The 22160-nt window shown below is 61.5% G+C and carries 23 protein-coding genes; 10 read left to right on the top strand and 13 right to left on the bottom strand.

Going from position 1 to position 22160, the window contains the following annotated elements; translation table 11 throughout:
• Positions 1 to 36 precede the first annotated feature (36 nt).
• Both J3L12_RS03230 and J3L12_RS03225 read left to right on the top strand, forming a co-directional pair.
• Positions 37 to 1167 carry an iron chelate uptake ABC transporter family permease subunit gene (locus J3L12_RS03230; RefSeq protein ID WP_208013610.1) on the top strand — a complete coding sequence of 377 codons (1131 nt, stop codon included), beginning with the start codon at positions 37 to 39 and terminating at the stop codon, positions 1165 to 1167.
• A 1-nt stretch (position 1168) separates the two neighbouring features.
• A complete protein-coding gene (locus J3L12_RS03225; RefSeq protein ID WP_208013609.1) occupies positions 1169 to 2266 on the top strand; it encodes a metal ABC transporter permease in 1098 nt (365 codons plus the stop codon).
• A gap of 24 nt (positions 2267 to 2290) precedes the next feature.
• On the opposite strand, the gene J3L12_RS03220 is transcribed toward J3L12_RS03225, so the two are convergent.
• The 8 genes from J3L12_RS03220 to J3L12_RS03180 form a co-directional block, all read right to left on the bottom strand.
• On the bottom strand, positions 2291 to 2941 hold the full coding sequence (locus J3L12_RS03220) for a hypothetical protein (RefSeq protein ID WP_208013608.1): 651 nt from the start codon (positions 2939 to 2941) through the stop codon (positions 2291 to 2293).
• A gap of 20 nt (positions 2942 to 2961) precedes the next feature.
• On the bottom strand, positions 2962 to 3420 hold the full coding sequence (locus J3L12_RS03215) for a hypothetical protein (protein ID WP_208013607.1): 459 nt from the start codon (positions 3418 to 3420) through the stop codon (positions 2962 to 2964).
• Positions 3421 to 3999: 579 nt separating this feature from the next.
• Positions 4000 to 4239, bottom strand: coding sequence for a Uxx-star family glutaredoxin-like (seleno)protein (locus tag J3L12_RS03205; protein ID WP_208013605.1), 240 nt, complete (start codon positions 4237 to 4239; stop codon positions 4000 to 4002).
• Positions 4230 to 5399: an SIS domain-containing protein gene (locus J3L12_RS03200; protein ID WP_208013604.1), complete on the bottom strand. Its 1170-nt coding sequence runs from the start codon at positions 5397 to 5399 to the stop codon at positions 4230 to 4232. The genes J3L12_RS03205 and J3L12_RS03200 overlap by 10 nt, the downstream gene beginning before the upstream one ends.
• 28 nt (positions 5400 to 5427) lie before the next feature.
• On the bottom strand, positions 5428 to 6456 hold the full coding sequence (hypE, locus tag J3L12_RS03195) for a hydrogenase expression/formation protein HypE (RefSeq protein ID WP_208013603.1): 1029 nt from the start codon (positions 6454 to 6456) through the stop codon (positions 5428 to 5430).
• A gap of 6 nt (positions 6457 to 6462) precedes the next feature.
• Positions 6463 to 7578 (bottom strand): hydrogenase formation protein HypD, encoded by a 1116-nt coding sequence (hypD, locus tag J3L12_RS03190; RefSeq protein WP_208013602.1) that lies wholly within the window; start codon positions 7576 to 7578, stop codon positions 6463 to 6465.
• Complete coding sequence (locus J3L12_RS03185; protein ID WP_208013601.1) at positions 7575 to 7841, bottom strand: HypC/HybG/HupF family hydrogenase formation chaperone; 267 nt, start codon at positions 7839 to 7841, stop codon at positions 7575 to 7577. Before J3L12_RS03185 ends, hypD begins: the two co-directional genes overlap by 4 nt.
• The gene (locus tag J3L12_RS03180; protein WP_208013600.1) at positions 7831 to 8124 is read right to left on the bottom strand and encodes a HypC/HybG/HupF family hydrogenase formation chaperone; all 294 of its coding nucleotides are present in this window, start codon (positions 8122 to 8124) and stop codon (positions 7831 to 7833) included. Before J3L12_RS03180 ends, J3L12_RS03185 begins: the two co-directional genes overlap by 11 nt.
• Positions 8125 to 8261: 137 nt before the next feature.
• Here J3L12_RS03180 and hypA point away from each other — a divergent pair, with 137 nt between their 5' ends.
• The gene (gene hypA, locus J3L12_RS03175; protein WP_208013599.1) at positions 8262 to 8606 is read left to right on the top strand and encodes a hydrogenase maturation nickel metallochaperone HypA; all 345 of its coding nucleotides are present in this window, start codon (positions 8262 to 8264) and stop codon (positions 8604 to 8606) included.
• Between the two features lie 2 nt (positions 8607 to 8608).
• On the top strand, positions 8609 to 9286 hold the full coding sequence (gene hypB / locus J3L12_RS03170; RefSeq protein ID WP_208013598.1) for a hydrogenase nickel incorporation protein HypB: 678 nt from the start codon (positions 8609 to 8611) through the stop codon (positions 9284 to 9286).
• A gap of 24 nt (positions 9287 to 9310) precedes the next feature.
• Here the strand turns inward: hypB and J3L12_RS03165 are convergent, their stop codons facing one another.
• Complete coding sequence (locus J3L12_RS03165; RefSeq protein ID WP_208013597.1) at positions 9311 to 9907, bottom strand: HupE/UreJ family protein; 597 nt, start codon at positions 9905 to 9907, stop codon at positions 9311 to 9313.
• Between the two features lie 353 nt (positions 9908 to 10260).
• Here J3L12_RS03165 and J3L12_RS03155 point away from each other — a divergent pair, with 353 nt between their 5' ends.
• Both J3L12_RS03155 and J3L12_RS03150 read left to right on the top strand, forming a co-directional pair.
• Positions 10261 to 10578 carry a winged helix-turn-helix domain-containing protein gene (locus tag J3L12_RS03155; RefSeq protein ID WP_208013595.1) on the top strand — a complete coding sequence of 106 codons (318 nt, stop codon included), beginning with the start codon at positions 10261 to 10263 and terminating at the stop codon, positions 10576 to 10578.
• 61 nt (positions 10579 to 10639) lie between these two features.
• Complete coding sequence (locus J3L12_RS03150) at positions 10640 to 11050, top strand: hypothetical protein (RefSeq protein WP_208013594.1); 411 nt, start codon at positions 10640 to 10642, stop codon at positions 11048 to 11050.
• A 78-nt stretch (positions 11051 to 11128) separates the two neighbouring features.
• Here the strand turns inward: J3L12_RS03150 and argJ are convergent, their stop codons facing one another.
• The 3 genes from argJ to J3L12_RS03135 all read right to left on the bottom strand — a co-directional run bounded on the left by argJ (position 11129) and on the right by J3L12_RS03135 (position 14951).
• Positions 11129 to 12271, bottom strand: coding sequence for a bifunctional glutamate N-acetyltransferase/amino-acid acetyltransferase ArgJ (argJ, locus tag J3L12_RS03145; RefSeq protein WP_208013593.1), 1143 nt, complete (start codon positions 12269 to 12271; stop codon positions 11129 to 11131).
• A 406-nt stretch (positions 12272 to 12677) separates the two neighbouring features.
• A complete protein-coding gene (locus J3L12_RS03140) occupies positions 12678 to 13859 on the bottom strand; it encodes a VWA domain-containing protein (protein WP_208013592.1) in 1182 nt (393 codons plus the stop codon).
• A gap of 93 nt (positions 13860 to 13952) precedes the next feature.
• Positions 13953 to 14951 (bottom strand): site-specific DNA-methyltransferase, encoded by a 999-nt coding sequence (locus tag J3L12_RS03135; protein WP_208013591.1) that lies wholly within the window; start codon positions 14949 to 14951, stop codon positions 13953 to 13955.
• Between the two features lie 129 nt (positions 14952 to 15080).
• On the opposite strand from J3L12_RS03135, the gene J3L12_RS03130 reads away from it, so the two are divergent.
• Positions 15081 to 15404, top strand: coding sequence for a hypothetical protein (locus tag J3L12_RS03130; RefSeq protein ID WP_208013590.1), 324 nt, complete (start codon positions 15081 to 15083; stop codon positions 15402 to 15404).
• A gap of 5 nt (positions 15405 to 15409) precedes the next feature.
• On the opposite strand, the gene J3L12_RS03125 is transcribed toward J3L12_RS03130, so the two are convergent.
• Entirely contained in the window at positions 15410 to 16213 is an 804-nt protein-coding gene (locus J3L12_RS03125) for an AMP/ADP-polyphosphate phosphotransferase (protein ID WP_208013589.1), read from the bottom strand.
• Between the two features lie 173 nt (positions 16214 to 16386).
• On the opposite strand from J3L12_RS03125, the gene J3L12_RS03120 reads away from it, so the two are divergent.
• The 3 genes from J3L12_RS03120 (at position 16387) to gyrA (ending at position 21664) form a co-directional block, all read left to right on the top strand.
• Positions 16387 to 17589, top strand: coding sequence for a DUF1800 domain-containing protein (locus tag J3L12_RS03120; protein ID WP_243454879.1), 1203 nt, complete (start codon positions 16387 to 16389; stop codon positions 17587 to 17589).
• A 15-nt stretch (positions 17590 to 17604) separates the two neighbouring features.
• Positions 17605 to 18777: a DUF1501 domain-containing protein gene (locus J3L12_RS03115; RefSeq protein WP_208013588.1), complete on the top strand. Its 1173-nt coding sequence runs from the start codon at positions 17605 to 17607 to the stop codon at positions 18775 to 18777.
• Positions 18778 to 19243: 466 nt separating this feature from the next.
• A complete protein-coding gene (gene gyrA / locus J3L12_RS03110) occupies positions 19244 to 21664 on the top strand; it encodes a DNA gyrase subunit A (RefSeq protein ID WP_208013587.1) in 2421 nt (806 codons plus the stop codon).
• The last annotated feature ends 496 nt before the right edge of the window (positions 21665 to 22160 follow it).

Here is a 22160-nt window from a genome sequence, read left to right as displayed (position 1 = left end):
GTCCCTGCGCTTGAAGCTAAACACCGAATGCTCGAGATGGAACTCATATCCCAGGTTTTTACCGACTACACCCTGCGAAACGTAGCCCTGGGTTCGGCTCTGCTGGGCGTGATTGGGGGGGTGCTGGGGGCTTTTGCCATGCTGCGTCGGCAAAGTTTGCTGGGCGATGTGCTGGCCCATGCGGCGCTGCCGGGCATCTGCCTGGCCTTCATCCTCACGGGCTCCAAAGTACCCCTCATTTTGCTCCTGGGTGGGGGCCTGGCCGGTTGGCTGGCTTCTTTGGGGGTGCTGGCCGTGTTACGCCATACCCGGCTACCTGAAGACTCGGCCCTGGGCGTGATACTCAGCAGCTTTTTTGGGTTTGGCATTGCCCTCCTAACCTTCATCCAGCACGGCAACAACGCCAACCAGGCGGGGCTGGATCAGTTCATCTTCGGGCAGGCCGCTACCATCGTGGCCTCGGATGTGTTGAACTTTACCGTGCTGGGGGGGATTGCCCTCTTCACCGTAGGCCTTTTCTACAAAGAGTTCAAGCTGCTCTCCTTCGACCCCGATTATGCCCATAGCCTGGGCCTGCCGGTGCGCGGCCTGGGCACCCTGCTCACCTCGCTCACGGTACTGGCCGTGATGGTGGGGCTGCAAACCGTGGGGGTGGTCTTGATGGCGGCCATGCTGATTGCGCCAGCAGCGGCAGCCCGTCAGTGGACGGATCGGCTCAGCGCCATGATTGGGCTTGCGGCGCTGTTTGGTGCGTTGGCCGGGGTGAGCGGGGCTCTGGTCTCGGCCAGCCGCGAGAACCTGCCCACGGGCCCCTTGGTGATTCTCTCTATCAGCGTAATTCTGCTGGTTTCGCTGTTCCTGGCCCCTTTACGCGGGCTGGTGTGGGACTGGGTTCGTACCGGGCAAAACCGCCGCCGGATTTTCCTCGAGCGCCTCTTGCTGGACGCCCATGTGCTGCACAACCACGATGTCCTGACCCCCCAAACCCTGGCCCATCGTCGCCGCGAGTCGCCGGCAGCCGCCCAGCGGCATCTGGAGATGTTGCAGGCTCGAGGCTGGGTACAGTCAAGCCGAGAAGGCTACGCGCTGACACCGGCAGGCCATGAAAAAGCCCACGAACTAGAACAGGCCATGCGGGTTCTGCCGAAAACGCTTGAGGTGGGGTGATATGAACGCCGACCTGGTCATCATCGTCACGGCCATCCTGGTTTCGGTGGCCTCGGCCCTGGTAGGCACCTTTCTGGTGCTGCGGCGCATGGCCCTTCTGTCCGATGCCATCGCCCATGCGGTGCTGCCGGGGATTGTGCTGGCCTACTGGCTCTCGGGGGGCGAGCGGGCTTCCCTGCCCGCCTTGTTGGGGGCCGCCGCAGCGGGCCTGGTCACCGTAACCCTGGTGGAGTGGCTCACCCGCACCGGCAGGGTCAAGAACGACGCCGCCATCGGCATCGTATTCCCGGCCCTGTTTAGCCTGGGGGTGCTGGCGGTATCGCTTTATTTCCGCCATGTGCACCTGGACATGGACGCGGTGCTCTACGGTGAAATTGCCTATGCGCCTTTCAACACCCTGGCCCTGTGGGGCCGTGAAATTCCCGAGTCGTGGCTGGTGATGGGTTCGCTGACCCTGCTCAACCTGCTCTTCGTGCTGCTGTTTTACAAAGAACTCAAGCTCTCCACCTTCGATGCAGGCCTGGCCGCCACCCTGGGCTTTGCACCCGGCGTACTGCACTATGCGCTCATGACCCTGGTTTCCTTCACTTCGGTGGGGGCTTTCCAGTCGGTAGGGGCCATTTTGATTGTAGCCTTCCTGATCATTCCCCCCGCCACGGCTTACTTGCTTACCCAGCGCCTGCCGGTCATGATCGGCCTGGCGGTGGGGGTGGGTGTGGTGTCCAGCCTGGCGGGCTACGGGCTGGCCATCTGGCTCGATGCTTCGATTGCCGGCATGATGGCCACGGTAGCCGGAATCTGCTTTGCGCTGGCCTTCCTTTTCTCGCCCCTGGGGGGCTACCTGACCACCCGGCTGCGCCGTGAACGAGAGCGCCTCGAGGTCGCCGCTCGCCTCCTGGTGGCCCACCTGGCCCACCACGACCAACCGGTTTCCGAGCAGGAGGTGCTAGCGGAGTTTGGCTGGAAACCAGCCTTTCTGCGTCAGGCCAGGAATAAAGCCCTGCGGGAGGGCTGGCTCGAGGTCTTGAGGGACGGCTTGCGCCCCACCCCAAGCGGCCTTGCCACCAGCAAAACCCGTTCTGCACAGGATTTACGCTAGCTTGGCTTCATTTGCCGGTGTCGCTCAGCGACTGACCTCCACGCTGGTACGGTTGCCTGCCGCATCCACCGCAATGAGGGTCACGCGGCGCACCGGAACCTCCACGTAGAAATTAACTTCCTTGCCCTTGGGCAGCGACAGGGGGTTGAAGGTTCGGTCGTATTGCAAGGTCACCCGATCCACCCCGGTATCGTCTAGAACGCGCCCGGAAATTTGCAGGGTAGACTCGGTACGGGCGGGGATTTCCTCCTCGGTGCCATCGGGCAGGGTACGTTTGCGGGCCGGTTGCACCACCGTCACCACCCGCTCGGCCCGTTCAATCACAACCTGCGGGGGACGCGCATCCAGCACCATCGGCAAGCGAACTGTGCGGATCTGGCCGCTCATGTCGGTGGCATCTACCCTGATTTCCACCTGCCCCGACTGGGGGGCCTGCACCCGGAAGCTAAAGCGCACCAGCTTCTGCCCCCGGTTGGCCTCTGAAAGCAGCTCTTTTCCGCCTGCCTTCACGCTCTGAACCCCCACGTCATCCAGGGCATACCCCTGTACCTGCAACGAACGCTGCGAAAGCACCCCGCTTTTGGGCTGGGTAATGCCAATCAGCGGCGGCTGGGTATCGCCAGGCCGCTGGCAAGCCGAAAGCAGCAACAAAAAAAGAAGGGGCATGAAACGCACCCCTTCATCCTAGCAGTTGCTCAGGGTCTGAAAATTAGGCCAGCCCGCGCGTTGAAGTCCAGACCACCTACCCCAGGCACGTTACCCGTGAAAATACCAAAGCCCACCTGGAGTTCACCATATACACTGAAGGGTTGTCCGGGGAAGGCATACTCGATCCCAGCCAGGCCGTGGGGGAAGATGTAGATGCCGCCCACACCGCTGAAGGACCACAGGCCCAGCGAAGCTCCTGCGCCTGCATACCAGCTCAGATCAAAGCCCGGGGCAGCAGGGATGGCTTGCTCCAAAATAATGTAATCGGCTCCCGCCCCCAGCCCAGCGAATGCAAGACCAGCGCCTACACGGAAGCTGCTGACCTGGTATTGCACACCGATCCAGGTCGGGAAGCCCGAGTAGAGGCCAAAACCTTCCGACTGAGCTTTGCCTAGAGAGCCAAACATCAACGCAAACAAGACGATCAAGGGCGCTAAACGTTTCATCTTTTGCTCACCTCCAAACGTAGTCTAGCACCTTTGCGTTATTTTTGCGTTACTTTAGGTGGTATAGAGCGCATTAATTCGCACATAGCCTTCTGTAAGGTCGCAGCCCCAGTGAAAAAGTACAGAATGGCTCCATCTCGACCAGTTCGCTGGTCAGCCGGCAGGAAGGATGGTCGTGGTTGTCAGGCATCTGCATCACTAGTTGACAATCCGGTTTGAGACGACTCCAGAGCGTTGGGATCAGTCGGGCATGGTCTTCCAGACATTTCAGGGCAGCATTAGAAAAAATCAAATCTCACCCACTCTTCAGCGCCCGGGTATCGCCTTGTTCAAAGTACAGCCACGATCTGACAAAGGTTGCCGATTTAGACAGTATATCTGTCGAGTAATCCAAACCCAAGGCCTCGGAGCCAGGCAGATTGTCTGCCAGTTTGCGGGTTAGCTCTCCTGTTCCACAGCCCAGATCCACCACTTTGAGATTGGGGCGTATCTTCATCAACGACAGCAGATCGAAAAAGGGGCCAAGCGCTCGGCTCGAAATTGGTTGTATTGATCGGGGTTCCAGGGCACGAGGGTATTCTACGACGGCCCCTGCCCCACCACGCAGCCACGCCCCTGCCAGCCGATTTGCTTGACCTTCCCACCCTCGACCAGCACGGGCACGGTGCGCTGGCCGTGGGTAAGGGCGAGCATCCGCTCGAGGGCCTGTTCATCCACCTCTACGTCATACTCAACAAACGTCACTCCCCGCCACTCGAGGTCTTCCCGCAACTCGGCGGTAAAGGGGCAGCTCCGGGTGCCAAACAACTCTAATGCCATAACACTCCCAACTGTTCGCGGATCACGTGATAGACCGAGGCCTGCACTTCCTGGATGCGCGGAATGTGGTCTGAAGGTACCACAATGGCCAGGTCGGCCAGGTGTTGCCGCACCACCTCTCCCCCATCGTAGCCGAGCAGCGCAAGGGTCAGGAGCCCTCGTTTGCGGGCTTCCCCCAGGGTCAGAAGAATGTTTCTGGAGCCCCCACTGGTAGAGATGCCCACCACCACATCCTCCGGGCGGGCCTGGGCAATCAGTTGACGGAGGAAAACCACCTCGGGGCCCACATCGTTGGCGATGGCCGAGAGGTTGGCAGGCTCGAGGGCCAGCGAGATGGCCGGAATCGGCTTCCAGCCCAGCGGTGGAGCCACGCAGTCCAGGGCAAGGTCGTTGGCGTCGGTGGCCGAACCCCCGTTGCCAAAGAGGATCAGCTTGCCACCCCGCTCCAACCGCTCGGCAATCCTGCTTGCGGCACTGGCGATGGCCTCTGACTGCTGCTCGGCTACCACCAGCCGTAAGCGGGCGTCTTCGGCCACCTTCAGGCGAATGGATTCGGCGGCCTCGGCCAGCAGGGCTGCTGTGTCCTGCTTTTCTGTGCCCAGGAATGGGTACAAAAACGAGGTCGCTCCCAGTTCATGACGGCTCTCGCGGTGCTCGAAAAAAACATGGACGGTCTCCCACAGCACGTGATAGAGCATCTCTACTATTTCCTGGTGGATGAAAGGGTGGGTGGCGACCTCCACTGCGTAGTCGGCCCCCTGGCCCGTGAGCGCAAACGTCAGGGCCCCTTTCTGCCGCGCGAAGGCCAGGGCTGCCTCGACCTCGGCATCGCCCGACGCAGGGGCAAACCCCATGACCATGTCCTCGGGCCGGAGCAGGGCTTCTAACCAGGGCCGGAAGTAAAGGGACAGGTCGAGCGCCGGCAGGGCCCGCTTGCCCACAATAACCGGATGCACAAACTCCACCGAAACGTGTTGTGCATCGGTGGCGTAGGGCCCCTGCCCGAAAGCCAGCAGGCGGCCCCCGGCCAGAAACCGTTCGGACATCTGTCGGCAGACCTCGGCCAGACGCGCTGCCTCCTGGTCAAAAAAAGCCTTCGACAGCGTATTGCGTGCCTGCATCGCGGCCTGGATCTGGTCTATCGCCCCCGCCTGGTTCATGGCTGATTGGCGTATTTTTGGGTCTGGGTCAGCAGATGCGGGGCAGGGGGTCGCCCACCAGCATATCCACCACCCGGCTCGAGCCGTACCCACTGACGGTGTAGACCACGCCGGCGGGGGTTTCCACCACCTCCCCAACCAGCCTGGCTTCCCGACCCCCGGCCACACCCTGCACCGCCGCCAGCGCAGCTTCGGCGTACTCCGGGGCCACAATGGCGATGAACTGCCCTTCGTTGGCAATGTGCAGGGGGTCGAGGCCCAGAATCTCACAGGCCCCTCGCACTTCGTTGCGGATGGGAATGCGCTCTTCATAGAGCTTGAGGGCCAGCCGGGCATCCCTGGCCAGCTCGTTGAGCGCGGTGGCCACCCCGCCCCGGGTAGGGTCGCGCATCCAGCGCAGGCCGGGCGCGGCGGCCTCAATCAGCGCCTCCACCAAGGGCCAGACCGAGCGGGTGTCGGACTCGAGGCTGGCCTCGAGGTCAAGCTCGCCACGGGCCAGCAGAATGGTGATGCCGTGGTCGCCAATAGGGCCCGAGAGCAGCACCTGGTCGCCGGGGCGTACCGAGGCAGCAGCCAGCTTAACCCGTGCGTCTACCAGCCCAATCCCACTGGTGCTGATGAAAAGCCCATCGGCCTTGCCGTGCTCCACCACCTTGGTATCGCCGCCCACCACCTGCACCCCGGCCCGCTGGGCCGCTTGCTGAAGGGCCTCGAGTTCGGCTTGCAAAACCTGAACCGAAAGACCGGCCTCCAGAATCAGCGTGGAAAGGAGGGCTACCGGTCTGGCCCCCGAGACCGCGAGGTCGTTGACCGTACCGTTGACGGCCAGCTCCCCAATGGAGCCGCCGGGAAACCGCAGCGGCTTGACCACAAAGCTATCGGCGGTAAAGGCCAGGGATGCACTGCCCAGACTCAGCAGGGCCGCATCGTCCAGCGCAGGGTTGCCCAGGATGGGCGCAATCAGCCCCTCCACCAGACGACGGCTGGCCTTGCCGCCGGAGCCGTGGGCCAGCTCGATCTGGGTGTCCTTGAAGCGGATGGCAGTTGGTTTGACCATAGGTTTTCAGTCGCCCGAGACCAGCTCGGCGCGGTGGACGTAGTTGTAGTAAGCGGCACAGGCCCCTTCCGAAGAAACCATCAGGGCGCCCACGGGCTTTTCGGGGGTGCACTCCTTGCCGAATAGTTTGCACTGAGGGGGCTTGAGCACCCCCTTCAAGACCTCGCCACACTGCGCGGCCTTGGGATCGGTCACGCGCACCCCGGCCACCTCGAAACGGGCCTCGGCATCCCAGGGGGCATACTCCGGGCGCAGTTTGAGCGCAGACTGGGAGATGAAACCCAGGCCGCGCCACTCGAAGAAGGGGCGCAGTTCAAACACCTCGGCCATGGCGGCCAGTGCGGCCTGGTTGCCGTCCCAGGGTACGACGCGCTCGTACTGGTTTTCCACTTCGGCCCGACCTTCATTGAGCTGCCGCAGCAGCATCACCAGGCTCTGCAGCAAATCCAAGGGCTCAAAGCCCGAGACCACCACCGGCCTGCTATACTCCCGGGCCACGAACTCGTAGGGGCGGCAGCCGATTACGGTGGAGACGTGCCCCGGCCCCACAAAGCCGTCCAGGCGCATGTCGGGCGAGTCCAGGATGGCCCGCATGGCCGGAATGATGTTGACGTGGTTGCTGAAGACGGTGAAGTTGGGTATGCCCATCTTTTTAGCCCGCAGCAGCGTGAGGGCCGTAGAAGGAGCGGTGGTCTCGAAGCCGATGGCGAAGAAGACCACCTCGCGGGCGGGGTTCTTCTCGGCCAGCTTGAGCGCGTCCAGCGGCGAGTACACCATACGAATATCGACACCCCTGGCTTTCATCTCCAGAGGCGTGCCCATCTGGCCCGGTACGCGCATCATGTCGCCGAAGGCGGTCAGGATTACCTGGGGGTTCTGGGCCAGCCGGAGGCCGTCATCTACCCGGCCCATAGGCAGCACACAGACCGGGCAGCCGGGGCCGTGAACGAGCTCGAGGTTCTCCGGCAGCAAGTCTTGCAAACCGAAGCGGTAGATGGAGTGGGTATGCCCGCCGCAGACCTCCATGATGCGGTAGTGGCGCTTGGGGTCGGCCAGGCGACGGATTTCCTCAGCGGCTTTTTCGATCAGCTTGGGATCGCGGAACTCATCAACGTATTTCACGCTACCCCCTCCTGGCCCGCTCCCGCGGCAGGGGCAGGAAGTTTTGCGATGGCAACGCCCATGTGCACCAGGAGCACATCACCCACTCTGACCTCAGGAAAAAAGTCCACTGCGATGGTCGCTTGCTGACCGAGACGGTCTCGTACCACTGCATCTCTGCCGACCACTTCAATCACAAAAGTGGGCACCGCCACGTCGCCGCAGGTGGTGCAGCCGTCGGCATCAAGGGTGCAACTAGCGTAGAACTCGAGGTTATGGGGCATGGGGACTTCGCTCCTCAGCAAACTGGTAGCCCTCGAGTTCTTCCAGGGCTTCCTCGGCCTCGCCCAGCATGGTCAAAAGCTGGAGCTGCTCGCGGGCCTGGGCCTCGCTGATCTTGCTCATGGCAAAGCCCACGTGAATCAGCACCCAGTCACCCACCTCCAAGGGGGAACCGCGCAGCAAATCCAGGTTGACCTGCCGCTTGACCCCCGACACATCAATGGTCGCCATGTGCTTATCGGCGCTTTCAAACTCTACAATCTGGCCAGGAATGGCAAGGCACATTCTGGACTCCTTTCAAAAATAGGCGACGCTACCTAGATTATATGAGCTAGCTCAGGACACCTGTACCCATGCATTTCGGTCAGGCTTAAGAGGGTTTCTGGACTTGCCCTATCATCTTAACACCCTAGGTGGAGCCTATGCACGAGCTCTCAATCGCTACCCATATCGTTGCGGTTGCCCAGGAGGAGGCAACGGCACGCGGGGTAGAGGTGGAGGCTGTGCACTTGCGATTAGGGGCACTTTCGGGGGTGGTGGTGGACTCGCTCTTGTTCGGCTTCGAGATAGCCAGCCAGGGCACCCCCCTCGAGGGCACCCGTCTCCTGATCGAGGAGGTGCCCCTGACCATCTACTGCCCCACCTGCGAGGCCGAAGTGGAGTTGGCAGGCATCCAGAGCCTGCGCTGCCCTCGCTGTGGTGAGCTTTCGGGCGAGATCCGACGTGGTAAGGAGCTGGAAATTGTAGCCCTGGAGGTAAAGGACTGACCATGACCAAAACGCCACGAATCCTCGAGGTGCGGGCCAACGTGCTCAAGGACAATGACCTGCTGGCCCGCTCACTACGCGAACGCTTTGCCCAGAGCAGGACGCTGGTATTGAACCTGGTCAGCAGCCCTGGCTCGGGCAAGACCACTTTGCTGCGCCAGACCCTGCTGGAGCTAAGCCCGCGCTACCGGGTTGCGGCCCTAGTAGGCGACCTGGCCACCGACAACGATGCCCGACGGCTGGCCGAGAGCGGCGCGCCGGTAAGGCAGATCGAGACCAAAACCCTGTGCCACCTCGAGGCCCGCATGATTGAGGAACACCTAGAGGGCTGGGACTTGCGCCAGATTGACCTCCTCTTTATCGAGAACGTGGGCAACCTGGTCTGCCCCTCGAGCTGGGATCTGGGCGAAGACCTGCGGGTAGCACTGTTCTCCACTACCGAGGGCGAGGACAAACCGCTCAAGTACCCCACCCTCATCAACACCGCCGACATAGCCCTGATCACCAAAATTGACCTGGCCGAGGCAGTGGAGTTCGACCACGAAGCCATGTACCGGAACCTGCGTGAGATACGTCCGGGCATCGAGATCCTGGAGGTTTCGGGCAAGCGTGGTACCGGCATGGCGGCTTGGCTGGAGCGGCTCGAGGGTGCCCTGAAAGCCAAGCGAAGCCAGCACTGATACCGCTGGTTTGAGCGGTTCAGGTCAGGCTTGCATCACCATCACTCCGCCCAGCACCACCAGTGCCCCCAGCAGCCGCAGCAAGGGCAGTTTATGCAAAGCGGGCAGGGTGGTGGCCTGGCCGGAGAGCAGTCCGGCTCCGATACCCATCAGGTGTAAAAGGGCCGTGGACAGCACAAAGCCCAGTGCGTACTCGAGGCCCGAGACGCTGGCGGGCATCTCTGCACCGTGGGCGTGGCCATGGAACAACGTGAACAATCCCACCAGCACTGCACCGAAACCCAGCTGCATTCGGGCTGCAAATAGCACCAGGCCCCCCAGCAAGAACACCGACAGCAGAATCCCGGTCTCGACAAGGGGCACTTCCAGGCCAAGCATCCCCAGCAGGCCACCCAGCGCCATCACTGCTACAAAGGCCAGGGGTACGCCCCACAAGGCCCGGCGATCGCCCCCGCTGGCAAGCTGTGCCGCCCATAGCCCGACGGCCACCATGGCCAGCAAATGATCCAGACCACCCAATGGGTGCATCCAACCGTGCACAAAACCACTGGCCGAGCCGTATTCGCTATGAGCCAGACCCACCTGTGCCAGTATTGCCGTCGCAAAGACCGGCTTTGCCATGAGATAGGAACATGACCGACGTTACGGAAGTAGTCAATAGATTGGTAGTCTCAGCGTGGATCTGGGCGGGGCAAGACGCCCTGTATGGGTGTCTGGTGTCAGGGACCGTTGGTACTGCCCGCTGCTAATACCAAATCTCACCGAAGATGACCCCTAAGGTAGGATTGGGGAATGAGTCGAAGGATTGCCCCAATCGATTGGGTCGAAAGCGCAGAGGAGTTGGAGGAGCTGTACAGAAGAGAGAAGCACCTGGAACGACGCAAACGGCTGCAGGCGATGTGGTTGGTACGTCGGGGCAAAGCGGCGCAGGAGGCGGCCAAAGAGGTGGGGATTGGACGTAAAACCCTCAGCAGGTGGCTGGACTGGTACCGGGCGGGGGATTGGGGGAGGTTCTGAAGCGCGTACCGGGCTGGGGGGTTAAAGTCCGTCGAGCCTGGCTGGATGAAGGCCAACAGCTGGAACTGAAAGATGAGTGCGCCAAGGGAAGCTTTCGCACCTACGAAGAAGCGCAGCAGTGGGTGCAACAACGCTTTGGGGTACAGTACAGCTATAAAGGCCTGTATGGGCTGATGGCTCGCTGGAAGGTTCACCCCAAAGCACCGCGACCGAGTTCCGCCAAGGCCGATGCGGCAGCGCTAGGGCGCTGGAAAAAGGGGGGCTCAAAGCCCTGATAGGCGAAGCGCTTCACCGACTGGGTCAGAACCTGGGGGAGGCCCTGGCCCTAGCGATGAGATGCGGCTGGGACTGCTGGGTCAGGTTCGACGGGTGCTGGCGCCTCGTGGGGTGAAGGTGGTTCAGAGGGTACAGCGGGCATACCGGTATGCCTACCTGCTGCTGGCGGTGATACCGGCCATCGGCCAGTTGAGGTGGCATTGGATCCCGCGCATGAAACAAGAACAGCTCAAACCGGTGCTGGAGCAATGGGCCTTAGCGATCAACGTTTGGGATGGGGCGGGGGTTCACCGGGGTCGTACCCTATCCGAGCTTTCGGGCCGTCGGATCATTCAACCGGCCTATTCGCCCGAGCTCAACCCCGCCGAGCGGGTTTTTGAGGAGGTCAGGCGGGCTATTGAAGGCAAGGTGTACCCTTCGCTGGAGCACAAACGCCTGGCTGCCGAGCAGTTTCTCACAGCTTGCGGCTGACCCGACCAGGGTCAAGCAGCTTTGCTTTTGGCCCTGGATTCAAGAGGCGTTATGTGTCACATCGTCGTAGAGTTGGTATTAGGTGGTATAGAGCGCGTTAATTCGCACATAGCCTTCGGTAAGGTCGCATCCCCATGCCATTCCTTGTCCCTCGCCCAGTCCCAGGTCGGCCTCTACCAGCACCTCTTCGGTTTGCATGGCCTGGCTGGCTGCGGTGCGGTCGAAGTCTAGTACCCGACCGGCGTAAAGGGGAATACCTTGCAGGACAATCCGAACCCGGTCTACCTCAAGTGCCACCCCCGCTTTCCCCAGCGCCATCATGACCCGACCCCAGTTGGGGTCGTTGCCGTAGACGGCGCTTTTCCACAAAGGGCTGGCCGCCACCGAGAGCGCGGCTTTGCGGGCTTCCGCGTCGCTAGCGGCCCCGGTTACTTTCACCGTGAGCAGCTTGGTAGCGCCCTCGCCGTCGCGGGCCAGCTTGCGGGCCAGCTCCACACAGACCTGTTCAATGGCCTGCCAGAACTCACCCAGATCCACCGGCCCTGCCGCGCCATTGGTCATCAGAACGGCCATATCGTTGGTAGAGGTGTCGGTGTCCACCGTGACCTGGTTGAAGCTTCTGTCCACCACCCCCTGCCAGCCCCGCCGCAGCTCTGTTTGGGAAACCTCGGCATCAGAGACGATGTAGGCCAGCATGGTGGCCATGTTGGGCGCAATCATGCCACTCCCCTTACAAACCCCGACTACTCGAGCCCCGCTCGATAGGGTAGCCTCGGCCATTTTGGGCACCAGGTCGGTGGTCATGATGGCTTCCATAAAGGGGTCAATGTCCAGGCCCAGATGAATATTGGGCAGACCTGCTTCGATTTTCTCTACCGGCAAGGGCTGGCCGATGACCCCCGTGGAGGCAGTCAGGACGGCCTCGGGGGCGATGCGCTGCTGGGCTGCGGCCAGTTCGGCCATCTGCCGGTCGGCCCGGAAACCCTGCGGGCCGGTGGCGCAGTTGGCATTGCCTGCATTGACCACAATGGCCTGTAGAGGCTGACCATTTGCCAGCAGCTCACGGCCTCGAGTCACACAAGGAGCGGCAGCCTTGTTCAGGGTTCCAACAAAGGCCCAGTTGCAAGGGGTTCCGGAAACCAAAAGAGCCAGGTCAGGCTTGCCCGAGGGCTTAATACCGGCCCGGGTTGCACCCGCACGAAAACCAATCGGAAGTCGCATGGTAGCAGCATATCCTTCGATACAGTGATTGGGAAAGCTGTGCGTCTTCAACACCTATGTTTCCAGGAAACGGGATCCGTTTTGCAGCAGTTCTATGCCAGCGCACAAAAGCCCTCGTTTGAGCTGGTCTTGGCGAACCTTCCCCGGAAACCCCGCTGACGAGGCAACGTTACTGTTGCTCGGCGTAGGGGGGATGATACCGCGTAACATACACCCTCAGCGTAGCAAACAATCATTCCGCGTCGAAAACATCATCAGCGGCTACCTTTGAGTATTGAATCCAGGGGGCGATGTCGGGGGTCATCACCAGGCGCGGGCCGGGCTTGCTCAGGCCGTGCGAGACGTAGTGCACGCCCTCGGGGGTGGCGGTCAGGCGGCCCCAAGCACATGCACTTTCGGCACATTCCTACCGACCGGTGCGAGAATTGCGGGGTTTGCGGCTGGAGGAGTTGAGGCTGTCGGCCTCGGTAAAAAAAGCCTTGGAAAACCAGCGGGCTTCGTGAAACTCAAAGGAAGTTGCGAGCCGCTTCAGGCGGGCCTCGAGCTGCTCAAGCTGAGCTAGCAACTGGGGGGTGCGGGCATCGGAGTGACCCTGCAAGGCAGCCCGGATTGGCTGGACAGCCTCGAGCAGAACCTGGGCCTGACCGGGGCCCTCCAGATCGCTTAGCCTGGCATACAGGAGCCGCAGCTGGGCCACAGCTCGCTCAAAGGCCACTTGCCGATAATCGGAGCCTGTCGGCGCGGGTTCGGGCAAGGTCAAACGATACTTCTCGCGGCCCCCGGGCAGTTGCACCTCGGCTTCCAGGGTGGCCACGTCCGAAAGGGGCTCGAGCTGAAGCAGCAGGGTGCGCACCTCGCCCGGCGCCATCGGGCCCAGGTAGCCCTGCCCTCCTTCCCATACCCCCAGCAAAGGGGTCGCCCTGGCCCCCAGGAGTTTCAGTTCAACCCCATCCAGCACTGTTCCCCGCAAAAAGGCCAACTCTTCCAGGAGCGCCTGGGTAAGCTCTGGAGCAGCCTCATCGGGCAAAAACAGATGGGTGCCGCCGCCTACCTCGGCCATATTCGAGAGGAGGGCTTCGTTGTAGCCAAGCCCAATGCCAACTGTGCTGGTGTACACCCCTCGTTGTGCCGCCTGGAGCACCTCGGCCGCAATGGCCTCGGGCTGGGTCAGGCCTCGATTAGCCCGTCCATCGGTTAGCAGCAGCACCGCCCGCAGTCGCCCTTTTTGCGGGGTCAGCATCTGCTGGCCCACCTGCCAGCCTCGAAAAAGGTCGGTGCTCCCCTGGGCCACCAGGGCATCCAGGAAAAACCGGGCCTCCGCAGGCCCCGCCCAACCCTCAGAGCGTAAGACCCCATCGTTAAAGGCAACCAGGCCCAGACGCACCTCCTGACCGGCCAGGGTTTTGAGGATTCCCTCGGCGGCTTCCCGGGCCGCCCGCAGGCGCAGGCCGGACATGCTGCCTGAGCGGTCTATCACCAGCGCCAGGTCGAGCCGGCGGGCCTGCACCCCTTCCTGGGGAGCCTTAATTTCCACCCGCAAGAGATCCTGGCCATCTATCAAAGCCCGCTGTGTATGAATCTGCGTCATGTTTACCTCCAAAGGCAGTATCCCGATATCCACTTTTTCGTCCGGCGGAATTCTGGGGGTTCAGTTTCTTGGTTCGATCGCGAGGGCTTGGGGTCAGTCGTCTAGCACAGGTTTTTTGCCTACAAATATGCTCCAGTCCTCCTCGCCATCTTCCGAAACGGCCAGGTGGTAGTGAACGGGCTCGAGGTCCTTCTCACTCAGCAGATATTCCACAGGGGCTACAAACGCCCACCGAAGCAGCCCGTCCTGGCGGATGAGCCCTCGCGGCTTGTGGTCGGGCCGCACGATCAGCACCAGCCGCCCCCCCGGTTTGAGCACGGGCAGGGCGTGCTCGAGGTGGCCCGAAAGCCAGTTGGCGTAATCGGTCTCGGGGTGCTCGTGCGTTTTCGGGTCAAAGACGTTCTGCGCAAACCAGGCAAAGGTGGGGGGGTGCAGTACCAGCAAATCGGCCACTTCTTCACCCAGGGCTTCGACCAGGTCGGCAATGTCGAGCCGCTTAACCAGATCATTATCGCCCTTCAGGTCGCTGCCCCAGGCCCGGCGGCCCAGCTCGAGGGCTTTTTGCACCACCGTTCCCTTGCCGGCCATGGGGTCTACCACCCACTCTCCCGGCTGGCTGTACCGCTCCACCAGCACCTCGGCAATTGTGGGGTTCAGACCCTCGAGCTCACGCAGTCGCACATCGGCAGGGAAAATCCAGACCGGCCGGGTCGCCCAGTCGGGCAGCGCCCGCCGCTTGACCAGCAGGCTGCGCCAGGCCCGCGCTTTGGCTGCTTCCTGGAGCTGGGCCAGTTCCAGTTCGCGCCTGCGGTAGCGGCTTTGCAGCTTTTGTAGCTCGGCAAAGCTGGCCCCGGCAGCCAGCATCTCGCGCAGGATGGGGCCCAGGGGCGGCTTTGCACAGGCCAGGGGCAGCACCGTGTAGCGCAGGTGCTTGGCGCTGCCCAGCCCGAGCCGGTGGGTAAATGCCGCAAAGGAAGCCTGATCCAGCCCCAGCAGAGTCGCTGCGGTCTCCGGGTCGCTGGCTTTGGGCCGGCCCAGATAGTCCCGGCCCACCTCTAAAACCCTCTGGTAAACCTGATAAGCCTTTGGCATACAGGTTCATTTTGCCGCTCGAGTGATTTCCGTTCGACGGACAATTGAACCCGCCTAATCTCCAGCTCAGGAGGGCTGCTGAACCCGCACCAGGATTCACGGAAGCCTTCCTGTACGGAGGTCAAAACCATGCAAAAACCCAAACCCCCCAAATTCGTCTGGCGCGACTGGGTGGTGGACGACCCCCTGACCAATGAGGCAGCCAGCCGCTACGGAGTGTCCCCCTACGACGCCACGGTGTACTGGCACGGCTGGCTGTGGCGCTACGATGGCCGCGAGTACCAGCCCATCGGCCCGGTCAGCGAGGACGATTTCGACCCGTCGGTGCGCCGCCGCCTGACCTACTGGCGCAAGACCGGCCTGATGCCGCTCGACGAGGACGACCCCGCGCAGGTCGAGGCAGCGCGGGAGCAGTGGCGCAAGCGGGTCTGGAGCGCCCCCAACCCCTGGTAAGGGGCTCACTCGATCACGATTTTCTCGAGGCCAATCTCCGGCCTGGGGTACTGCATCTCGAGGCTTTCCAGGGTTTCGACCAGGATGCTACTCACCAGCCAGTTGCGATACCAGTTCTTATTGGCCGGTATCACGTACCAGGGGGCGTACTCGGTACTGGTCTCGCGGATGGCATCCTCGAAGGCTTCCTGGTACTGATCCCACAGTTTGCGGTCGTCGAGGTCGCCCTTGCGGAACTTCCAGCGTTTCTCGGGGTTGTCCAGCCGCTCTTGCAGGCGTTCGCGCTGCTCGTCTTTGGAGATGTGTAAGAAGAACTTGAGGATGGTAGTACCCTCGTCGGCCAGCATTCGTTCGAACTCGCGGATGTGGCGGTAGCGCTTCTGCCAGACCGCTTTGGGTACCAGGTTCTTGACCCGCACGACCAGCACATCTTCGTAGTGCGAGCGATTGAAAATAACCAGCTCACCCTTGCGCGGCACCTGCTGGTGCACCCGCCAGAGGTAGTCGCGGGCCAGCTCGTGCTCGGTGGGCACGCCAAAGCTGGCCACCCGCACCCCGCTGGGGTCTACCCCGTCGAAGACCACCCGGATGGTGCCATCCTTGCCGCCCGCGTCCATGGCCTGCAACACTACCAGCACCTTGTGCTTGCCTTCGGCAAAGAGCAGCTCTTGCAGCTTTTCCAGCTTTTTGTTCAGCCCTTCCAGCGCCACCAGGGCTTCCTGTTTGCCGCCTTTGAAGGCGCTGGTGTCATCGGGGTCGAAATGCTCGAGGCGAAATGAGTTACCGGGTTCAACACGATACTTTTTCATAACGCTCCTTTGCAGGCGATTCTATGCCAGATTAAGCGGGCCTCGCAAAGGCGAGGGCGCCATACCCCCGGTAACGATAATCAGTCCCGTAGGCATCGGTGACCATTTGCCATCGGTGCCTCCTTAAGGCTGGTTTCAGGTAGGCGGGCTATTTTCAAATCAAGAGGAAATTCATGATGGCTCGAGCACTGACCTACCCCCAAGCCACCCACCTGCTGCGCCGGGCCGCCGCAAGAGGGCGAAAGCAGGAGGCCCAGCAGCTGGTGGAGATGGGCCTCGAGGCCGCAGTGGATTATTTGCTGCGCGACCCGGCCCCCGCCCCTGCTTACACCACCGCCGCCACTCGCAACGAGCGCGGCCAGCAGCACCGCGAAATCAGCCAGCGCTGGCTGAACCACTGGCTCACCACCCCCACCCCCGCCGCCGAGCGCCTGGTGCTGTTCTGGCACGGCCACCTGACCTCGGAGTTCCGCGAAACCATGGGTGCCCAGGGCATAGACTTCTGGAACCAGTTTGCCACCTTCCGGCAACTGGGCTACGGGCCCTATGGCGAACTCCTGAAGGCCATCGCCAGAAACCCGGTCATGCTCCTTTATCTCAACAACGCCCAGAGCCGCAAGGAGCACCCCAACCAGAACTGGGCGCGGGAGCTGCTCGAGCTCTACACCATCGGCCCCGGCCACTACACCGAGCAGGACATCCTGGAAGCGGCCCGGGCTTTCACCGGCTGGACGGTGCGCCTACCCGGCGGCCAGCGCCCCCGCGAGGCCAGCGCCAATGTGGCCTTCGAGTTTGTTTTCAACCGCAACTGGCACGACCCGGGCGAGAAAACCTTCCTGGGTAAGCGCATCAAAACCGGCGATGAGGTGCTGGAAATCCTGATCGCCCACCCCAAAACCTACGAGTTTGTCGGACGAAAGCTGCTGAAGTTCTATCTATGCCCCGAACCGCCCGAGCCGCTGGTACAGGAAGCCGCACGGGTTTTCCACAGCGGCGGCACACGCGAGTTCTTGCGCTGGCTCTTCACCCGCGACGAGTTCTACAGCCCGCAATACCGCAACGCCATCATCAAAAGCCCCCTGGAATACCTGGTGGGGCTGTGGTACGCCGCCGGGGTTACGGCGTTGGATTTCGAGGGGCGGCCTGGGCGTGGGCTTTACCAGGCCCTGGCCGCTATGGGGCAAATCCCCTTCGACCCCCCCACCGTAGCGGGCTGGGATGGTGGCCTATCCTGGCTGGCCGAGTCGCCCTTCCTGAACCGCCTCAATCTGCTGGCGGGCTTTGCGGGCCGGGAGTATAAGCTCGATCTTGAAGTCTTTATGGACAACGGCAGTGGTGCGCTGGCCCTGGTCAAGCCGGAGGCCCAGCTACTCTAGCCAGACGAGGTTCCCATGAACCGACGCGATTTCATCCAAAAATCCCTGTTGACACTGGCCCTGGGGCAGGGTGCGCCCTCATTGCTTTCCAAAACTGCTCTGGCAGCGCAGTCCAGGGACAAAATCCTGGTAGTCGTCAACCTGTTCGGCGGCAACGACCAGCTCAACACCCTGATTCCCTACCGCAACGAACTCTACTACCGCCTGCGCCCCAATATCGCCATCAAGCGCGAAGAAGTGCTGGATTTGGGAGCCAATGGGCAAAAACTGGGCCTTCACCCCGAACTAAGGCCGCTGATGCCGATGTGGAACAACGGCGAACTGGCCATCATCCCACAAGTAGGCTACCCCAACCCCAACCGCAGCCACTTTATTTCCACCTCCATCTGGCACACCGCCGACCCCAGCCGCAGGCAAGAAACCGGCTGGTTGGGCCGCTGGGGCGACCTCCAGGACGATCCTTTCTGCGACACCTTTCTGGGCGGAGCCACCCCCCAGGCCCTGGTAGGGGAACGGCGCAGCGCACCCGCCATCAGCAGCATTGATGCCTTCAGCATTCGGCTGCCCCGGCAGTTCGAGGAGGCTTTTAACCAGGAGGCCCGCTTAGTCCGCAGCGGCACCGCGGAGGAAGTTCGAAAGGCCATGCTCTCGCTGAAGGGGGCCCTGGACAAAATCGGGCGACTGCGCGAGGTGAAAAATCGCGCCCAGTACCCCGATAATGCCTTTGGCCGAAGCATGGGCGACATCGCCCGCATGATTGCCGGGGGGCTGGGCAGCAGCGTCTACTACACCACCCTCGGCGGCTGGGATACGCACGCCGGGCAGCCCCCCCGCCAGGCCGAGCTACTGGGCTATGTGGCCCAGGCCATCACCGCCTTCCGTGCGGATATGAAGGCCATCGATCGGGATAAAGACGTAATGATTATGGTGTTTAGCGAGTTTGGGCGACAAGTCGCCGAGAATGCCTCCTATGGCACCGATCACGGGGAGGGTGGGCTGATGTTTGTACTCGGAGGGGGCGTAAAGGGTGGGCTGTTCGGGAGCGAGCCCGACCTCGAGGATCTCGAGCTGAACGCGCTCAAATACCAGACCGACTTCCGCAACGTCTACGCCTCGGCCTTGCAGTGGATTGCCGCCAACCCGCGCCAGGTGCTGGGAGGCGATTTTAGTCCAGTAGCCTTGATATGAACCTGGGTAGCAGAGCTTTGAGGGGCACGCAGGACATAACCCAGAATGGTCAGCGAAAACCGTCTCTCACTGTGAGAGGGTAGGAGCGGAGGGAAACGGATTGGACGATATCAGAGCAACAAATGTGCCGTTCATTGCGCCATTCTCCGCAGCTATCCGGGCAAAGTGCCCCATTTGGCCACGAAATCGGGCTTTTATCGTTTCCCCTTTCCCTCTCCCTTTGCGGGAGTGGGTGGCGACACCGTCAGCCAGTTTGGTGCTCCTTTTGCCGAATATAACAGTTCTGGCGGCAACCCGGTGTCGCCGTGTGGGGGGTTGAAGCGACGATGCCCAGGTAAATGATAAAAGCCTGGGTCAAGAAATTATGTTTTTGACATAACAGCCTCAATAGGGTATAATAATTTGTTGGATATAAAGCGCGTCCAAGGCGCTTTTTTTGTGCCGAAAACGAAACAGGAGATATTGAATGTCCCAAGTCCTACCAATTGAAATCACCGACGAAGTCAAACAAAGCTTCATTAACTACGCCATGTCGGTCATCGTAGACCGGGCCCTGCCGGATGTGCGCGATGGCCTCAAGCCGGTGCAGCGGCGCATCCTGTATGGGGCCTACCAGGACGGCGTGCTCCCCAACCGCAAACACGTCAAGAGCGCCAAAATCGTGGGTGAGGTGATGGGTAAGTTTCACCCCCACGGCGACGCCGCTATCTACGACACCCTGGTGCGCCTGGCCCAGCCCTGGAACCTGCGCTACCCGCTGATTGATGGGCAGGGCAACTTTGGCTCGCTCGACGGAGACCCCCCTGCAGCCCAGCGCTACACCGAAGCACGACTCTCAAACATTGGCCTCGAGCTTTTGCAAGACCTCGACAAAGAGACCGTACCGTTCGTACCCAACTACGACGGCACCCAGGAACAGCCCGAGGTGCTCCCCGCTGCCCTGCCCAACCTGCTGGTAAACGGCTCCGCCGGGATTGCAGTCGGGATGGCCACCAGCCTTCCCCCCCACAACCTGAACGAAGTGGTGGATGCGCTGGTGCTGATGATTGACAACCCCGAGGTCTCGCTCGAGGAAGTGATGAAGGTGCTGCCGGGGCCGGACTTTCCGACCGGAGCCAAGCTCTCCCGCCGGGGCATCAAGGAAGCCTACGCCACCGGGCGCGGTAGCCTCAAGGTGCGGGCCAGGGTTCGCAACGAGGACAAGAACGGGCGGGCCATGCTGGTCTTCACCGAGATTCCTTACCAGGTCAACAAAGCCGACCTCATTGCACAAATTGCAGGACTGGTACGAAATAAGGTGATTGACGAAATCTCGGCTTTGCGCGATGAGTCCGACCGCCAGGGCTTGCGCATTGCTATCGAGCTGAAGCGGGGTAGCAACCCCCAGGTGGTGCTCAACAAGCTGTACAAGCACTCCCGGCTGCAAACCAGCTTCACCGTAAACCTGCTGGCCATCGTGAAGGGCGAGCCCAAGGTGCTGACCTTGCTCGAGATGATGCGCTACTACCTCGAGCACCGGGGCGAGGTGGTGCGCAAGCGCACCGAGTACGAGCTGCGCAAAGCCAAAGAGCGCGCCCACATCCTGGAAGGGCTGCTGATTGCCCTCGACCACATTGACGAGGTCATCGCCCTGATTCGCGCCTCGCAGGATGCCGCCGAGGCCCGCAGCGGCTTGATGAGTCGGTTCAGTCTGACCGAAATTCAAGCCCAGGCCATCCTGGACATGCGCTTGCAACGGTTGGTGGGTCTGGAGCGCGACAAGCTGCAAGAGGAGTACCGCGAGCTGATGGAGGAAATTGGCCGCCTCGAGGCCATTTTGGGCGATCAGAAACGGCTGTGGCGGGTGGTTAAGAGCGAGCTCCTGGACATCAAGAAGAAGTACGGTGACCAGCGCCGCACCCAGATCACCGAGTTCGAGGAGGGCTTCAGCATCGAAGACCTGATCGAAGATGAGCCTATGGTCATCACCCTGACCAGCCAGGGCTTTATGAAGCGCACCCCCCTCGAGGCCTACCGGGCGCAGGGGCGTGGCGGGGTGGGGGCCCAGGCCGGCAAAACCAAGGAAGAAGACGAGGCCATCTCGGTGTTTGTGGCCTCCATGCACGACACCCTCTTGATCTTTACCAACCGGGGCCGGGTCTATGGCGAGAAAGTTCACGAGCTACCCGAGGCCGGCCGCCAGGCCCGGGGTACCCACGTGGTCAGTCTGCTGCCCTTGCAAGAAGGCGAAGAGGTGGCAGCTCTCCTAAACGTACGCGACCTGACCCAGGAAGGCTACTTTGTGTTTGCCACCAGGGATGGCCTGGTAAAGAAAACCGAGATTAAGGAGTACCAGAACCTGAGCAGCGCCGGGCTTATTGCCATAAATCTGGTGGAAAACGACGCGCTGGTGGGGGTGGCCATAGCCCAGGAGGGCGACCAGGTTATGCTCGCCACGCAAAGCGGCCAGGCCATCCGTTTCGAGCTCTCCGATGTGCGCGCTACCGGGCGGGCCAGCCAGGGCGTTACGGGCATCCGCTTCAAAGAAGGCCGCGACGACCGCGTGGTTTCGCTGGTCATTCTGCCCAAAGGCGAGGAAGGGGAGGTGCTGGCGGTGGGCACCTACGGCTACGGCAAACGCACCCCGGTCTCGGAATATCCCCTGCAAGGCCGGGGTGGTATGGGCGTCATCACCTTCAACACCAACGAAAAAGTGGGGCAACTGGCAGCCCTCATGCGCGTACAGGGCAACGAAGACCTGCTGGTGCTCTCACGCCGGGGCATCGCCATCCGCACCAATGTTGCCAGCATCGCGCAGTACGGACGGGCCACCAGTGGCGTAAAGGTGATGAACCTGAGCGATAAAGACGAAATCGCCTCGGCGTTCGTGATTGCGCCGCAGGATTAGCACATAGTTGTACAAATGCCGGTACAGATACATTCATCATAGCGCCAGTTCGGAGATAGAGAAGAGAAGAAAAAGTCGTGCAGGTAGAGAAAAGAAAGACCTCCAAGTAGGCTAAGGGTGCAATCTGGCAACTGCCCAAGCCAACGAGGAGGTCAATATGAGCATATCTCTACTCGAGTTGTTCTGTGATGTGGATGATTTCTGCCAGGAGTTTGAGGCTGAACTGTCGAAGAAGCAGTTGGAAAGTGGCTCAGGACTGGCTGAGTGGTCTGTTAATCAATATTCCAGCATAATAAGGCCATGAAACAAGCCAGTACCAGCAGGGTCAGGCTTTTATCATAATTCTGCATGAAGACGACCATACAGATCCCCAGCCCGATTCCCTACCTGATGGAAGTACCCGATCTGCGAGCCCACAACACCACCTACGATTGGCGCTTGTTGTTCATGCTGGTGCTGATGGGGCTGGGGAGTGGACGCACCAACCTGCTGGCGA

The organism is Meiothermus sp. CFH 77666 (genome assembly GCF_017497985.1).
In the GTDB taxonomy this organism is placed as follows: domain Bacteria; phylum Deinococcota; class Deinococci; order Deinococcales; family Thermaceae; genus Meiothermus.
This window is presented reverse-complemented; position numbering and strand designations above follow the sequence as displayed.